Genomic DNA, 15,084 nt, shown 5'->3' with positions numbered 1-15,084 from the left:
AGTGATCAGCATCTATATTTTATATCCAGTCCATGGTGATAAAAACCATCATAAACTAGACATTTTTATTGGTGAGAATATAGACATTTTGAATGGGTTCTAACAATGTTATTGCGTATAAGCTGTATTATGTTAATTTTAGAAAATCTTAACCAGAGCTTGTAAACTATTTGTGTAAGTTCAATTTTTTATAAATGATCTTTTATCTACTAATAAAAATGAAAAGTAATACTGACATTTTTTCTTAAATTTTTATAAAGTTAAAGCACTTTTAATAGTTTAGATTTCTTTCATGACTACAAATCCAGAAAAAATTTCGAAAATTTACTTAATCTTAAGCCAGACCTATGAAATTTTCGAGAATACAGATGATCCATGGATGACCAATGGATTATCAAGCAATCCTTTTAAAAGTCTGGTTTCTGTCTGCTTATCAACTATGACTACGACTAGCAGAGTTGTAAAAGCATGCGTTCCGTTATATGAAAAGGTATCAACATTTGAGGAACTATTAAAACTAGAGGATGAAGAATTAAGAGAAATAATTAAACCTGTAGCACATTACAATCGTAAAACTAAAAACCTAAAAGTTATGGCTCATCAGATTATTACTAAGTTTAATGGTGAGATACCAAGCAACAAAAAAGACTTACTCTCATTGCAAGGAGTTGGGCCAAAGGTTGCAGATATTATGATGAATTTTGTATTCGACACCCCTAGTATCGCTGTAGATACGCACATTTTAAGACTACTAAATAGGCTAGGTATCGTGAAAACATCTTCGGCTGAAATTGCAGCTGAGACTATAAATACCATCACACCAATTGAATTTAAAAAGCATGCTCACGAATGGTTAATTCAACATGGCATGAAAGTATGTCATGCAAGAAAACCTAAATGTGAAGAATGTGTCATATGTAATTATTGTTCTTATAAAACCATCGGATGATGTTTTATATCTACTTCATTAATACTAAACTGATTGAATTATTCCATACAGTAGAAATTAGAGAGGAATGACGTATGTAAGTACCTCATTTAACATAATGGTGGTTATACGCAATACACTTGTTAGAACCCATTCAAAATGTCTATATTCTCACCAATAAAAATGTCTAGTTTATGATGGTTTAGCCATCATGGACTGGATATGAAATATAGATGCTGATCACTATGTCTGACAAAGAAATTCAACGTCTTGCTGTTCTGCAAGACGTTCGAGATCAACGTATTACACAAGTCCGTGCTGCTGAAATTCTCAATCTTTCAACCCGTCAAATTACCCGGTTATTACAAAAGCTCAATCAAGATGGTGTCTCAGGTATGGCGCATGCCAGTCGTGGTCAACCAGGTCATCGTCGCCATGATGACTTGTTAAAATCAAAGTGCCTTTCCATTATTTCTGAACATCTGCTGGGATTTGGACCCACCTTGGCCCATGAGAAGCTCAGCAGCATATTTGACCTGAATATCCCGGTAGAAACGCTTCGGCGCTGGATGACGGCCAATGGGCTCTGGATTCCACGATCCAAGCGTCTTAAACGCCCATATCAGCCTCGATATAACCGTGATTGCTTCGGTGAGCTGATCCAGATTGATGGCTCATATCATGACTGGTTCGAAGGACGCGCTGCTAAGTGCTGTTTATTGGTGTATATCGATGATGCCACTGGAAAGCTGTTGCATCTGCGCTTCTGTGAGGCGGAAACGACCTTCGATTATATGCTTTCGACTAGAGCCTACATTGAGCAATACGGCAAGCCTCTGGCCTTTTATAGCGATAAACACTCGGTCTTCCGAGTGAATCAGAAATCGAGCCAGGACAGCAAGATCACGCAATTTGGGCAGATTCTGAATGAGTTAAACATTGATATTATCTTTGCCAACTCACCACAAGCAAAAGGACGTGTGGAACGTGCCAACAGGACACTTCAGGACCGTCTGATCAAGGAGATGCGCCTGGAGGGTATCAGTTCGATTGCCGAAGCAAATGCCTGGCTGCCCTGCTTTATTGAGCAGTTCAATCAGAAGTTCGCCAAATGTGCGCGAAACTCAAAGAATTTACATCGACCATTAACCGAATCTGATGCTGAGCTGGAGGATATTTTTACTTGGCAGGAACCGCGTAAGGTCACGAAGAACCTGACCATCACTTATGACAAGTGTATTTATATGCTTGAGCCAACAGCACTGAATCACAAACTTGTTGGGCAATACATTTCATTTCTGGAGTACCCGGATGGCACTGTAGCCATCATGCACGAAGGCCGAAAGCTCAATTACAGCATCTTCAATAAATTGGCTGGGCTACAGCAAAATGAGATTGTTGAGAATAAAAGATTAGGCTCAGTTCTGGCGCATATCCAGCAACAGCATGAAGAGTTGGAAAAACAAAATAAACGTTCCCGTCTCAAGAAAAGTATGCCGAGTCGTAAAGCTCAGAAAGCTGTTATTGAACAAAGAAATTTAAATCCTGTTCTTGACTCTTGCAGTTAAAAACAGGACATTTTAAATGGTTTATCGCATAGACATTTTAATTGGTGAATAACATCGGTTGTTATTCCCAAGTAGAAATGTCCTACCTAATAACCAGTCGAGAGCTATCAAGAAAATTTAGGGGATTTAATTCAGGAGATATCTTCACGGCTCTAGATGAGTTAGATCAGGGTAAAAAACTGCAAGCAGAGCAACGGGCTGCTAAGCGCAGTCCAGGACTGGATTTTGAAATGTAAATCAACGACTGTCATCAGGTTCTCAAATCCCTCAGTTTCCCCGGTATTCATCCTCATCCGAGCCAACTCAGTCGAGTAGCTCGGATTATGATGCCTACTTTTAAAGAGGCCCCCCCACGATCAGTAAGCAGTTCTAGGGAACTTATGACGATGTGGGGTGGACTGAGTCCGTTTTACCCAATCTTCCGGATATTCTTGACTGTAAGAATCATAGTAATGACCTGACCAATATTCCTGATTGTCTTCTTGGCATTCGTGATCTTGAGAAAAGTTGTGGGTGCTTTGTTGCGCTACAGCATGTTGCTGAAGTGTCTTTTCAGCTGTTTTTTCCGCCTGATCTAAAGTCATGAAAATATCGAGCAAGGCTTGGCGTTGTTGATGATTCAGAAGTTTAGCGCTTTCGACAATCAGTTGTTTAGCGAGGTTTTTTGGCATGCATGGGTTTGCATCATTGAATTTAGTATGCATAGCAGTTTCCTAGATAAGAGTTTAATTATCTCCATCGCTTCTCACGGCAATGGAGGCAACTTAACAGGGGTGAGAATACTGAATCTAGGATCAGCCAGCACGAAGCTGCCCTGCTAAGCTACCATAGGGACTGCTTAACAGTAGGCAAAAAAATAGCCGCAAGTGCGACATTTAATTGCACCTAGATATTTTATCAGGTTCTCACGCCTGCACACAGATTTTGCTGCGTTGAAATAAGATTATCCAGTAAAAAGCAGGGTGTCAAGGTCCTAATCAGTAGTTCTTATAAAAACTGAAAAATCTAACTAAAAGGTATCTATAAAATCAGTGGCTATTCAACCCATCAAAGGAGTAATTGAATAATGACAATTAAAATCCAAGCAAAAAAAAGCCCGCTCAAGGAAAGTGAGGCAGGCTTATAAACTAAGGACCTAGAAAGGTCATTCAGAAACTACAGCAGTTTCTATTGATTATTTTGTACGCTATTCAAGTAATATTCAGTGGCGGAATATATCAAAAAATCAAAATATTAATTAATAAATCAATATGTTAAGTGGGCTTAATCAATAGTTTAATTAAAATAACTAAACCTAGTTGTAAGTTAGCTATAACTAGCTATCTAAAAACTACGTTTTGTCGTTCTAGGTCAATGTTTGTTTGTAAGCCCCAAATAGAAAAATCCGGTGCATAGAACTGGGTTTTTATGGCACTGTTGCAAATAGGGAGCTAAGTCGGATATCCGATTCAAAAAAGCTTAGAGACCGAAAACCCTGTTGATTAAATGCACTTCACCCTGAGGCTGACCATAATAAAATGACGAAGCTTGTCCTTTACGCAGTGCACGCATGACTTCAATCCCTTTAATTGTGGCATAAGCTGTCTTCATGGATTTGAATCCTAACGTGGCCCTGATAATCCGCTTTATCTTGCCATGATCACATTCGATCACGTTATTTTTGTACTTAACCTGCCTGTGCTCAAGGTCTGGTGGACATTTTCTTTCCTGTTTTAACCATGATAAAGCACGTCCATATGTGGGTGCTTTATCCGTATTAATCACCCGTGGAATTTGCCATTTCTTTACATTATTTAAAATTTTCCAAGAAAACAATAGGCTGATTTGGTATTACGTCTAGAAGAAAGGTAAAAATCAATGGTATGGCCACGTTGATCGACTGCACGATACAGATAAGACCATTGTCCATTCACTTTTACATAAGTTTCATTAATATGCCATGAGCTCAGATCACTAAGATTACGCCAGTACCAGCGTAAGCGTCTTTCTATTTCAGGAGCATAGTGCTGAACCCAACGTAAATAGTGGTGTGATCAACCTTTACACCACGTTCGGCAAGCATTTCCTGAAGTTCACGATAGCTGATGCCATATTTACAATACCAGCGCACAGCCCAAAGGATGATTTCGCCCTGAAAATGCCGACCATGGAAGGGATTCATAGGTTAAACCTTTAGCTAAAAACGATTTAGCTTACCATCAGCAGCTATTTGCAACAGTGCCGCTCCCTTTTGATAATCAGATTACAAAGATCAACCAGGAACAACTCTTAAGATACGGTGGTTCACTGTATTAATTAGAATATAATCACCATTTACACGAATCCATCTTTGATTTTTCTCTGGTTTGGCAAGTTTCTTATTCTTCCGATAATCAAATCTATAACCCTGACCATAATAGTGAATAGCCACTAAAACTCTAGACACACATAACCATTTTATGAAACTCCATCTGCACAATTGATTCAAAATTTAAGTTGTCAGTTTAGTATTTGGTTAGCTGTCGTTGTGCCTTTCTCAATTGCGTGTGGAGTTTTAGCTTATATTTTTATCAGTCACTTCAAAACTTAAATATTTTAAAAAATGAAGTCGGCTTGTTAAATTTATCCTTGGGAAATTATTGTACACATGAGGTCAAGCATGCTTGACCTCATAAATATGAGTTTATTCTATTCTGGTTAAATCCTATGACACAATCAGGTCAGGCTATGATCCATTTGCTTTGCTAGGTCTACACAATGAGGATTGTGCGTCTTATGTTTAGCCGGGAGCAATTGAGCTAACTGTGTTTCAATATTTCGCTGTAGGGTTTGCTGATGTTGCTCGTTTAATCCAGATTGCCCTAACTGAATTTTAAGATGTTCAATTGCTTCACCATAGCTAATATCTTTTTGCTGAATAGAGTAGTAGTAACCATATAAGGCACCTTGACTTAAGTTCTGGTAAGGTAAGCCCTGCTGAATATTACAAGCAATTGATCCCAAGACGCGTTCTGAAGCGGCTAACTTTCGTAAAGGATCACGTGCTACACGTTCACACGGATCTTTGTAGGCATTGACACAAGAATTAATAAAGCTTTTTGCCAGATCATCAAGATCATTTTTGCGATGTGGTAGGGTAAGGGTAAGCCCAGCCTTCACTTCTTCAAGAAGCCCCTCCATAAACTCTCTCACTTTTGGGTCTGCCATAGCTAAACCAATCGTTTCGTAGCCGAGGCGTGTTGCGTACCAGGTAGTCATGGCATGAACACCATTCCATAACCTGTTTTTTATCAACTGAATTTCCTGAATATCATCCACCAACACCATCTGACGCATTTTGCCTAGCAAGGGACTGTTATTTTCTACGTAAATCGGCATGTCCACTTCTGCATGGAATAGAATCAAGTCCATGGTCTGCAAAATATGGCTGGGTTTAAAGTTACTGCACATCTCTTCGACATACATTGAAGCTAACCTTTCCTGTTCAGGATTCAAACGGGTAGCATCTTCAATATCAGCATGATCAAGGTCGTGATCGAGTTGGTATTGCTTAAAAATGTTGTACTTAATACGCAACTGACGGTAAAGGTTTTGGTCGGTCAATTTGGAAACCATTCGGTTAACGACCGTATCACAGAAATAATGCTGCTCTAAAATCTGCTCAGCAATGTCTGGAGCTGTAATTTCAACCAAAGCGCTATGCACATGTTCAAGCAATAAGTGTTTAGCACCGATTTTATTTAAGATAATGAGGACGGTTAAAGGATTCGTGAACTGTTCATTATTGGCAATATGACGGGCATATAAGCCTTGGGCAATTGTTCTGGCCTCAGTTGCAATCGCCTGTTCCGGCAAGCAAACAGCTATCATGCTTGAGGCAATATACATCTCCTGCATCTGTTCAATATTACCCGCATCAATGATATGCATATTTTCAATACGTTCATCATAGGAAAGCTGGCCATAACGAATACAGTAACTGCCAAAGGCATTCACTGCTGAACGATACAAGGAATTATGGGTTGAGGCATAGATTCGCTTTGGACGTGTATAGCCATCCCAGTGGGACAGGATCTGTGCCATGAAGCCACCGCCAATCGCACCAAATCCATGAATGCCAACGGTCAATTGATTCAGACTTTGTGGAAAAGACTCTTGAAGTGTTGGCATTTCCAAGTTTAGTGTATGTTGATCCAATTGATGCAGGCAGTCATACATACTTTCAAAAAAGTAATCTGTTTTGGCCAGCATGTTGGAATTAGGTTCCTTGATGTCTTGTAGCAAGATGGTAACCCCACCAGCATTATAGGCTGAAGTAATACCATTTTCCGAATCCTCGAACATTAAGCATTCTGATGTAGGTAAATTGAGTTTTTCAGCAGCGGAAAGAAAAATTTCCGGATGTGGTTTACCTTTCTGTACTTCATCACCACACACCAGTACATCAAAGAATTTATAAACGTTGGCATTGATCAGATATTCTTCAGCAATTAAGCGACGACTTGATGTCGCAACTGCCATGCGTAAACCAGATTTACGTAAACGTTCTAGTACCTGTACCAACCCTTTTTTAATGGGTACACCTAAACTTCTGACACTTTCGAGTTCAAGCTCATCAGCTCGTTGTCGGATCTCTGCATAAGGGATATCGTCCCCATACTGCTGTTTGGCTAGTTGATGTGCACTACTTGCACTGAGTCCCAGACAAGCCATTAAATAAGCATCACTAAATGAAACACCGATCAATTCCTGAGATGCTTGCTTCAAGGTTTGAAAACGTAAACGTTCAGTATCAAACATGGTTCCATCCATGTCGAAAATTGCCCCATGAATAATATCATTATTAAATTTAAGCACTTATAATCCCTCTTACTGTAACACTACAATCTGACAAATCATAAGGAGAACTGATAACTTGATGAAACGATTATAAGAAATGAAACATTTATGTTTATTAATTAATCAATCGCAGGAGATATTAAGACTTTTTTGTAATTTTGAGTAAAGTTAGTTTTCTGGAATGTTTCATTTTCTCACTCTAAGGTAATCACGAGGACCAAAAATCGACTGAGATTAAAGGTCTTTCCACAGATGGATAAAAAGTAGGATGTTAAATTGACCAACACCTCTAATAAACACAACTCCTCCTTTAATTATACAAGTAGATTAAGACGTGCACGCCATCGCTTTAGTCTGCTGGCAGATAAGGCAGAAGATGATGAAATCGAGCGTCGTATTCGTGATGGGATTGAGCTATCAGGAGCCATTCCCTGGATTTTAATATTCGCTATTTTTATTGCATCAGTCGGATTAAATATCAATTCAACAGCCGTGGTTATTGGCGCAATGCTAATTTCTCCACTTATGGGACCGATCATGGGGGTGGGGCTGGGTGTAGCAGTTTATGACTTTAAACTGGTAAAACGGGCACTCTTCAACCTAGTTATTGCAACACTGATCAGCTTGGTCGTATCCACTCTATATTTCTCGATATCACCCCTCGATAATGCACAATCTGAACTTTTATCACGAACTAGCCCAACCGTTTGGGATGTGCTCATCGCATTATTTGGTGGATTGGCAGGAATCATTGGGATCACTCGAGAAGAAAAATCAAATGTTATTCCAGGGGTGGCGATTGCTACAGCATTGATGCCACCTGTCTGTACTGCTGGATTTGGTATTGCAACTGGACAGTGGAGCTTTGTTGGTGGTGCACTGTATTTATATACCATCAATTGTGTGTTCATCAGTTTGGCAACTATTATCGGTATCCGGATTTTAAGGTTAAAGCCACATAGTTTTGCTGACGAAAAAGTAGAAAGATGTGTAAAAATATCTTTGCTGATGATCGCAATGGTGACCGCAATTCCAAGTGCCTATCTGGCGACTAAATTAGTTAATGAAGAAGTTTTTAAATCAACTGCCAACAAATTCATTACACAAGAATTTACCTTTAAAGAAACACAAGTCGCCAGTTCAAAAATTGATAGCAAGACACGGACCATTGAGTTGGCTTTAGTCGGTTTGCCCTTAAGTCAGGCGACGTTGCAGAATATTGAAGGGAGACTTGCTGTTGCAAATCTCGAAGGAACTAAAATTATTGTGCATCAAACCAATGATGATAAGGTTGATGTGACTGCCTTAAAATCTGGGGTATTGAGTGATTTGTATCTGAATGGACAAGAAGCCCTGCGCCAAAAGGATGAACAGGTAAAACAATTACAGCAAGAATTAAGGGTGAAAAATGCTTTATTTGCCAATGCAAATGATGTTTTTGCAGAGCTACGTGCACAGCATCCCACTGTAAGCTCTATTTTTCTAGGACAAGGCATTGATTTACCGACTGATCCCAATCAAAAGCAAATACTGCAACTTAGTGTGAGAACATCTGAACCACTATCGAGTGAAGATCAAATTCGCATTGAAAATTGGTTCAAGGTTAGAATGAAGACGGATGCTGTACTATTAAATTTTTTGGTAAATCAAGATATTGTTAATCAAAAAGATAGCAGTTCAAACTAATACTTGTTAATTTGAACTGCTATGTAGATTGTTTAATTACGGACTACATTTAAAAAATACAAGTGGCGTTCGTATTGATCAATAATGTCCTGGAGTAAATCTTCTTGTGTCCATTCCATGACATTGTAGTTTTTTCCCCCTTCTTTTAGAAAAACTTCCGCTTTGTAATATTTCTGAGAGAGGCTACTTTCGTCATCGAGCATAAAACTCGGAGCTCGTGTTTCAGTAGCCACGACTTGATAGATGAAGTTGATTTCATTTTGATGATCTACTTTCAGTAATAGCCCCCCATCAACCTCACGGATTGAAACATCCAGATTCCGGCACTGAAATTCATGTTTTATGTTCTGAAAAGCCTGATGAACATTCTGATGAATATAGGCCGTTACTTCGGCTTTAGAATGTGGGTAATGCATAATTAAACCTAGACGCTGTTGCCAGCTTCTTGGGTTTTGTATAGCTCGTGGTGTGATCCTAGCACTTTGTAGGGCCTGTACTTTTAAGACATCTAAACGTAGTGCCTTGATTAACCCCCAGCACAATAACAGCATAATGAAAGTAAAAGGCAAGGCACTCATGATCACTGCAGATTGCAAGGCACTTATAGACCTGAGCGAACTTTTAAAGGTAAGTTATGTCTGAATGAGAAATATGCCAGACTTAAACCTACCAAGGCATAAATTGCCCAAGCATGTAAGCCCCAATGGAAAAACGTAATTCTCATCGCCTGTTGCGCTGATTGAATGGTTTCGGGCGTTCCGGTTGGTGGGCTGACATAGTGCATGACAGGCTCCGCAATCCCAAAAAACATTAGACCAATGCCCATCCCCGCAGTAAAAAGCATGGCAAACCAGGAGCTGTTTTTATATTCAGGTTCACTGTGATCGGGGCCAAGTTTGATTTGCCCTATTTTCGATAAGGCAATACACGCGAGTACGATCAAAAATATTGCGACAGACAACACATAGAACCAGCTAAATGAATGGGTAATCCATTGATTTAGCTGCTGTGTAATCAGATCAAATGCTGCAGGCGTAAAAATCACAAATGTCAAAAAAACAGAAATGAGTGCAACGGTACTCAAAAAAACATTTGGATTGACATTATCAAACCAGGATTCGTTTTTCGAAGGCATAATTCCCCCCATATTTTGTATTGGAACAAAGCTCCAAAAGAAGAAAAATTATTAGATGAGCTACTTATTTAAAAGAAAGCAGCTCTCATGTTTAACTATCTATTTGATGTAAAGAACTAAACGGATTAGGTGCTAGAACTTCATTTAGTACTTCAGAATTGTTAGAGGATGGAGATTGCTGAGCTTCACAATATAATGCCTTAGTTATATTCAAGCCTTTCTGAAGTCGTGATTGCCAATTGCCTGAAGTCTGTACCGGAAGGTGCTTGATACAGTTTTAAGCCAAACTCAGGAATAATCGCAATTAAATGATCAAAAATATCTGACTGGATATTTTCATACTCCTTCCAGAGCGCGGTTTGAGTGAAGGCATAAATTTCTAAAGGTAAACCTTCGCTAGTCGGTTGTAACTGGCGAATAATCAACGCTTCTGTATTGTTTATGCTTGGGTGTTGTTTCAAGTAAAACTCAATATAAGCACGGAAAGTACCCAGATTGGTTAAACGACGGTGGTTATATTGAGACTGATTGACTAACTGCTGATTGGACTGTTCAAGTTCCTCATTTTTACTATTGAGATAGTGATCTAGTAATAAGAAATTTTTCAGCTTGTCTTGTTCTTGAGACGTCATAAAATGCACGGAGCTTTGATCGATCAGCAATGAACGTTTAATCCGTCTTACCCCCGCATCCTGCATGCCTCGCCAGTTTTTAAAGGTATCAGTAATCAGTTTGTTGGTTGGAATCGTGGTGAGTGTTTTGTCCCAGTTTTGTACTGTGACCGTATGCAAGGAGATATCAATGACATCACCATCTGCATTTAGTGATGGCATTTCAATCCAATCACCAATACGCACCATGTCATACGAAGAAATTTGTACAGATGCGACTAAAGACAAGATGGTATTTTGAAACACCAGCATCAATACGGCTGCCATTGCTCCAAAACCTGCCAGTAAAGTAAACACATCTTTATCTAGGAACGTGCCAATAATCATCAGGACACAGACCACATAAATAATCAGTTTTACTAACTGCAGGTATCCTTTAATAGGTTTGTTTCTAGATTTAGGATTACGCTGATAAATCAGGTTAAAAATATTGAGAAATTCTGATATTGCCAGTGCAATAGTCAAGAATATAAAAGCCTGTGTGCCCATTTGCACAAAATTTTCAACTTTATCTGACAGGTGAGGAACTGTAGAAATCCCATTCATGATCACCAGTGCAGGTACAATATTCGCTATACGCTGTATTACACTATATTGGGTAACGATGTCGTTATTGCCAAAGCCTGTTTTCGAAATAAGCTTGCGTATGCCACGTACAATGACTTGTTTGGAAAAAAAATTAGCGAGGATTGCCAAAAAAATCACAATACTGAAGGAGGAAACCATCTCTAACCAGGGGTATTGATTAGACCATTCTTGAAGATTTTGAATAAAGTTAAATTGTTGCAAAAGATACTCTCTTTAAGGTTTTAAATATTTAATTTACTGAGTAAAGGACATATCGCTTGATCTGCGAATCCCTCACACTCGACCTGTAAAGATGATGTAGTGTATCTGGCAGTGTTCTATTTTTAATTTAAAGTAACGCTTCTTCTACATTCTAAAATTTTGTTACATATTCTGGTTTTTAACTTAATCTGCAAAATCAACAACTACTTGAACACCCATTCTTATTCTAGATGGATACCTTAGTAAATATCCTTGCAAACCAAAGTGTCGCTCAACTTTGCCATTATAGTCTCAATAACAGTGGCGCTTGATTGGTTAGATTCAGGCATATAAACCTGTTTTGGAGGTATAAAGCTCTCTCAAAAACCTGTTTTTAGATGCCAATGAGTATATTTTTATTGGCAATAAAATTATTTGTTGAGTCAAAATTAGCCATCACAATTCCAATTCGTGCCAATTCATTCCAATCAATGGAAATTAGCATTTCTTTGATGCCAATGAGTATATTTTTATTGGCAATAAAATTATTTGTTGAGTCAAAATTAGCCATCACAATTCCAATTCGTGCCAATTCATTCCAATCAATGGAAATTAGTATTTCTTTGATGCCAATCAGTATATTTTTATTGACAATAGTGTGTTTTTTGATGCCAATAATATTTATTTTTTTTAGGGATGGTTATAAAGTATTATTAAAATAATTTGTTTCTATATGGGATTTTCTTTAATTTAATATTAAAAATATTTAATAGATTTTTATTTTTTATTGCAATAAATATTAATTTAAATAAAAATCAGAAAATAAATATTTGAATATATAGAATACATACTGAATTTATATAAATACTAGAGTTGTTTAATCATAAAATTTAGATTAATAAATGGGGGGTATTTGGGGTTTTGCCGTGTAACACTTAGCATTTCGCCGTGTAACGATTTGGATTTCGCCGTGTAACGATTTGGATTTCGCCGTGTAACACTTTGCGTTTTGCCGTGTAACGGTGGGGCTAAAACCCTTAAATGGGTCTGTATTGAAAATAATTTGGGTCTGTATTGAACGGACGAAAAATCAAAAATGGGTATGTATTGAAATTTTTTTCGCCGTGTAACGGTAGTAATGGATATTTTTTGATCTAATTTTTAGTTGGTTTTCTGTGTGCGGAGGTGGGTTGCTGTTTTTTGAAGTCAATCTATGATTGTTTTTAACCAAGATTTTTTGGAGTGTCGAAGAGGGCATAAGTATAATAATAAAAATATAATATTGATTAAATAATAGTATTATATTTTTTGTTTTTTATGTATAAATATTATTTTTTAAATTAAATGTTTAATAACCCAGATTTATCTATAAAATAATAAAGAGTAGTATGCATTTCTAAATAACGGTGTTATTAGTTTTGGGTGGCTTTGTTGCACAAAGCTATTCTTGAAGGCTTCTTCAGCAATATAATTTCCAGATGAAGAAGCCTACACCTAAAATCTATCGTACAACCAATTGGTCCTCGTATAACCAAGCTTTAATCAAGCGAGGAAATATTTCAATCTGGTTTGATCCTAAGACGCAATGGTATGCACAACCACAAGGCAAGCACGGACGAAATCAAACTTATTCCGATACAGCGATTCAATGCTGTTTAATGATCAAATCTCTATTCCGTCTTTCTTTACGTATGGTTACTGGCTTTGTTCAAAGCCTGATTAAACTCTGTGGCTTGAATTGGACAGCACCAGATTACTCCACCCTTTGTAGACGACAAAAGCATATTGATATTGCGATAAGCTATCAGAAAAGTCGTGATGGGTTACACCTACTCGTCGACTCTACGGGTTTAAAATTTTTAGGTGAAGGCGAATGGAAGCGTAAAAAACATCAGCCTGAATACCGTCGGCAATGGCGTAAACTGCATATTGGTATAGATGCTGAAACACTGCAAATACGTGCCGTTCAGCTTACGACAAATAATGTCAGTGATTCACAAGTACTAGGTGATTTACTGGATCAAATTCCACTAGATGAGCGAATAGATTCTGTCTATACCGATGGCGCGTACGACACGAAGTGCTGCAGACAAGTGATTTCAGATCGTCAAGCACATGCAGTAATTCCACCCAGAAAGAATGCCAAGCCCTGGAAAGATTCTAAAATAAGTTCAATAGAACGAAATGAGTTACTTCAAACGGTTAAACATTTAGGCAGAACCCTATGGAAAAAATGGTCGGGTTATCACCGTCGTAGTTTGGTGGAAACCAAGATGCATTGCATCAAATTATTAGGAGATAAGCTGACGGCAAGACATTTTCAAAGTCAGGTCAATGAAATTCATGCGCGTGTGGCAGTTCTGAATAGATTTACGGAATTAGGTAGACCTCACACCCAAGTTGTCTCTTAAATTTGAATGGATTGGGGAAAACTCAGCTTTTGAATGTTTATGCAACAAAGCCCTCAGGAAAGCCCACTTAGCGTAACTTAGCTATATTTATAAATCAGACACCCAGCAGACGAGCAAGCTACAAAATATCTTGTCATGCAAAGACTGCCCGGTCTCGTCCCTGCTGCTTTCCTGAATACATCGCCTGGTCCGCTCTTGCAATGGCTTTTTCCATGGTTTCATCAGGCTCGACGTGGATAATACCGACCGTGGCGGTGATATAGATCACTTCACCACTTTTTAGTTGGGTCGGATTGCTATGCAGTGAATGAAAAATTCTGTCGATAATCTCATGCAGGGAATCAGCATTGTCCACTTCTAGAAAGATTAGAAATTCCTCGCCACCAAAGCAAAAAATGTTGTCCGTGTCTCGAAGAGAATCACGCAGGATCTGCGCCGTATGAGCAAGAACTTCATCACCCGCCTGATGTCCATATTGATCATTGACCTCTTTAAAATGATCCAAATCCAGTAAACCGACCGCCATTATTTTCTGGTTTTTTTCAGTACTCTGACGCAAGGTACTGAATTGATTCTCCATTCCATATCTTAAGGCCAAACCGGTTAAAGGGTCGTACTGCAATGCCTGGGTAATCAAATGGGTTCTAAAATAAATCAGCAGTTCCAGCAGATCATTCTGACTTTTTTGATATTGACTGACTAAAGCTGCCTCTACGCACTGATTGTCTCTGAGCTTGGAAAATATATGATGCAAATGATGATGCACAAGATAATGCGCCTGCTCCAGTTCCCGGGTTTTGTCAGTATTGATTTTTTCGAATTTAGCATGATTTGATTGAAACCATTTGCCAAAATGACACATTGACATACTCCCACCACTTTCGACTAGCTCCTTGCGAAACTCGTTTCTCAGGGATTCTAAAAGCAAAGGCTCTTAGGCGACTTCCTCACGGATTTCGCTTGCTTTCTGCTTCGCAGGGCGACCTTTACTGCGTCTTCCCTCCACAGACAAAACGGTATGTCCTACCGCTAAGATGTTACGAGATGCGTTAATATCCGCATTCGCAACATATCCACACGAAACGCACTCAAATTTAGC

11 protein-coding genes and 2 pseudogenes are annotated in these 15,084 nt (G+C 38.5%); 4 read left to right on the top strand and 9 right to left on the bottom strand.

Features of this window, described 5'->3' with window-relative positions:
- Positions 1–292: 292 nt before the first annotated feature.
- Both B9T38_RS16300 and B9T38_RS16295 read left to right on the top strand, forming a co-directional pair.
- Entirely contained in the window at positions 293–949 is a 657-nt protein-coding gene (locus B9T38_RS16300; protein ID WP_086197754.1) for an endonuclease III domain-containing protein, read from the top strand.
- A gap of 212 nt (positions 950–1,161) precedes the next feature.
- Complete coding sequence (locus B9T38_RS16295) at positions 1,162–2,496, top strand: ISNCY family transposase (protein WP_086197753.1); 1,335 nt, start codon at positions 1,162–1,164, stop codon at positions 2,494–2,496.
- A 356-nt stretch (positions 2,497–2,852) separates the two neighbouring features.
- Here the strand turns inward: B9T38_RS16295 and B9T38_RS16290 are convergent, their stop codons facing one another.
- The 4 genes and pseudogenes from B9T38_RS16290 to mtlD form a co-directional block, all read right to left on the bottom strand.
- A complete protein-coding gene (locus B9T38_RS16290) occupies positions 2,853–3,200 on the bottom strand; it encodes a hypothetical protein (protein WP_016165163.1) in 348 nt (115 codons plus the stop codon).
- A gap of 754 nt (positions 3,201–3,954) precedes the next feature.
- Positions 3,955–4,657, bottom strand: a pseudogene (locus B9T38_RS16285) (IS6 family transposase).
- A gap of 90 nt (positions 4,658–4,747) precedes the next feature.
- Positions 4,748–4,906: an RcnB family protein gene (locus tag B9T38_RS16280; RefSeq protein ID WP_251992263.1), complete on the bottom strand. Its 159-nt coding sequence runs from the start codon at positions 4,904–4,906 to the stop codon at positions 4,748–4,750.
- A 284-nt stretch (positions 4,907–5,190) separates the two neighbouring features.
- Positions 5,191–7,332 (bottom strand): bifunctional mannitol-1-phosphate dehydrogenase/phosphatase, encoded by a 2,142-nt coding sequence (gene mtlD, locus B9T38_RS16275; RefSeq protein WP_086197751.1) that lies wholly within the window; start codon positions 7,330–7,332, stop codon positions 5,191–5,193.
- 258 nt (positions 7,333–7,590) lie between these two features.
- On the opposite strand from mtlD, the gene B9T38_RS16270 reads away from it, so the two are divergent.
- Positions 7,591–9,000, top strand: a complete 1,410-nt coding sequence (locus tag B9T38_RS16270) for a TIGR00341 family protein (RefSeq protein ID WP_086197750.1) — start codon at positions 7,591–7,593, stop codon at positions 8,998–9,000.
- Between the two features lie 32 nt (positions 9,001–9,032).
- Here B9T38_RS16270 and B9T38_RS16265 read toward each other — a convergent pair.
- The 3 genes and pseudogenes from B9T38_RS16265 to B9T38_RS16855 all read right to left on the bottom strand — a co-directional run bounded on the left by B9T38_RS16265 (position 9,033) and on the right by B9T38_RS16855 (position 12,145).
- A pseudogene (locus B9T38_RS16265) lies at positions 9,033–10,135 on the bottom strand (BCCT family transporter).
- A 200-nt stretch (positions 10,136–10,335) separates the two neighbouring features.
- Entirely contained in the window at positions 10,336–11,595 is a 1,260-nt protein-coding gene (locus B9T38_RS16260) for a mechanosensitive ion channel family protein (protein ID WP_086197749.1), read from the bottom strand.
- A gap of 373 nt (positions 11,596–11,968) precedes the next feature.
- On the bottom strand, positions 11,969–12,145 hold the full coding sequence (locus B9T38_RS16855) for a hypothetical protein (protein ID WP_171263265.1): 177 nt from the start codon (positions 12,143–12,145) through the stop codon (positions 11,969–11,971).
- A gap of 907 nt (positions 12,146–13,052) precedes the next feature.
- Between B9T38_RS16855 and B9T38_RS16255 the strand changes: the two genes are divergently transcribed.
- Positions 13,053–13,985 carry an IS5-like element ISAha3 family transposase gene (locus B9T38_RS16255; RefSeq protein ID WP_086197748.1) on the top strand — a complete coding sequence of 311 codons (933 nt, stop codon included), beginning with the start codon at positions 13,053–13,055 and terminating at the stop codon, positions 13,983–13,985.
- Positions 13,986–14,118: 133 nt separating this feature from the next.
- Here B9T38_RS16255 and B9T38_RS16250 read toward each other — a convergent pair whose 3' ends face one another.
- Both B9T38_RS16250 and B9T38_RS16245 read right to left on the bottom strand, forming a co-directional pair.
- Complete coding sequence (locus B9T38_RS16250; protein WP_086197747.1) at positions 14,119–14,853, bottom strand: GGDEF domain-containing protein; 735 nt, start codon at positions 14,851–14,853, stop codon at positions 14,119–14,121.
- 66 nt (positions 14,854–14,919) lie between these two features.
- A partial coding sequence (locus B9T38_RS16245; protein ID WP_143222754.1) for a zinc ribbon domain-containing protein occupies positions 14,920–15,084 on the bottom strand: 165 nt, incomplete at its 5' end.

The sequence above is a fragment of the Acinetobacter sp. ANC 4218 genome (assembly GCF_002135245.1).
Taxonomy (GTDB): Bacteria; Pseudomonadota; Gammaproteobacteria; order Pseudomonadales; family Moraxellaceae; genus Acinetobacter.
This window is presented reverse-complemented; position numbering and strand designations above follow the sequence as displayed.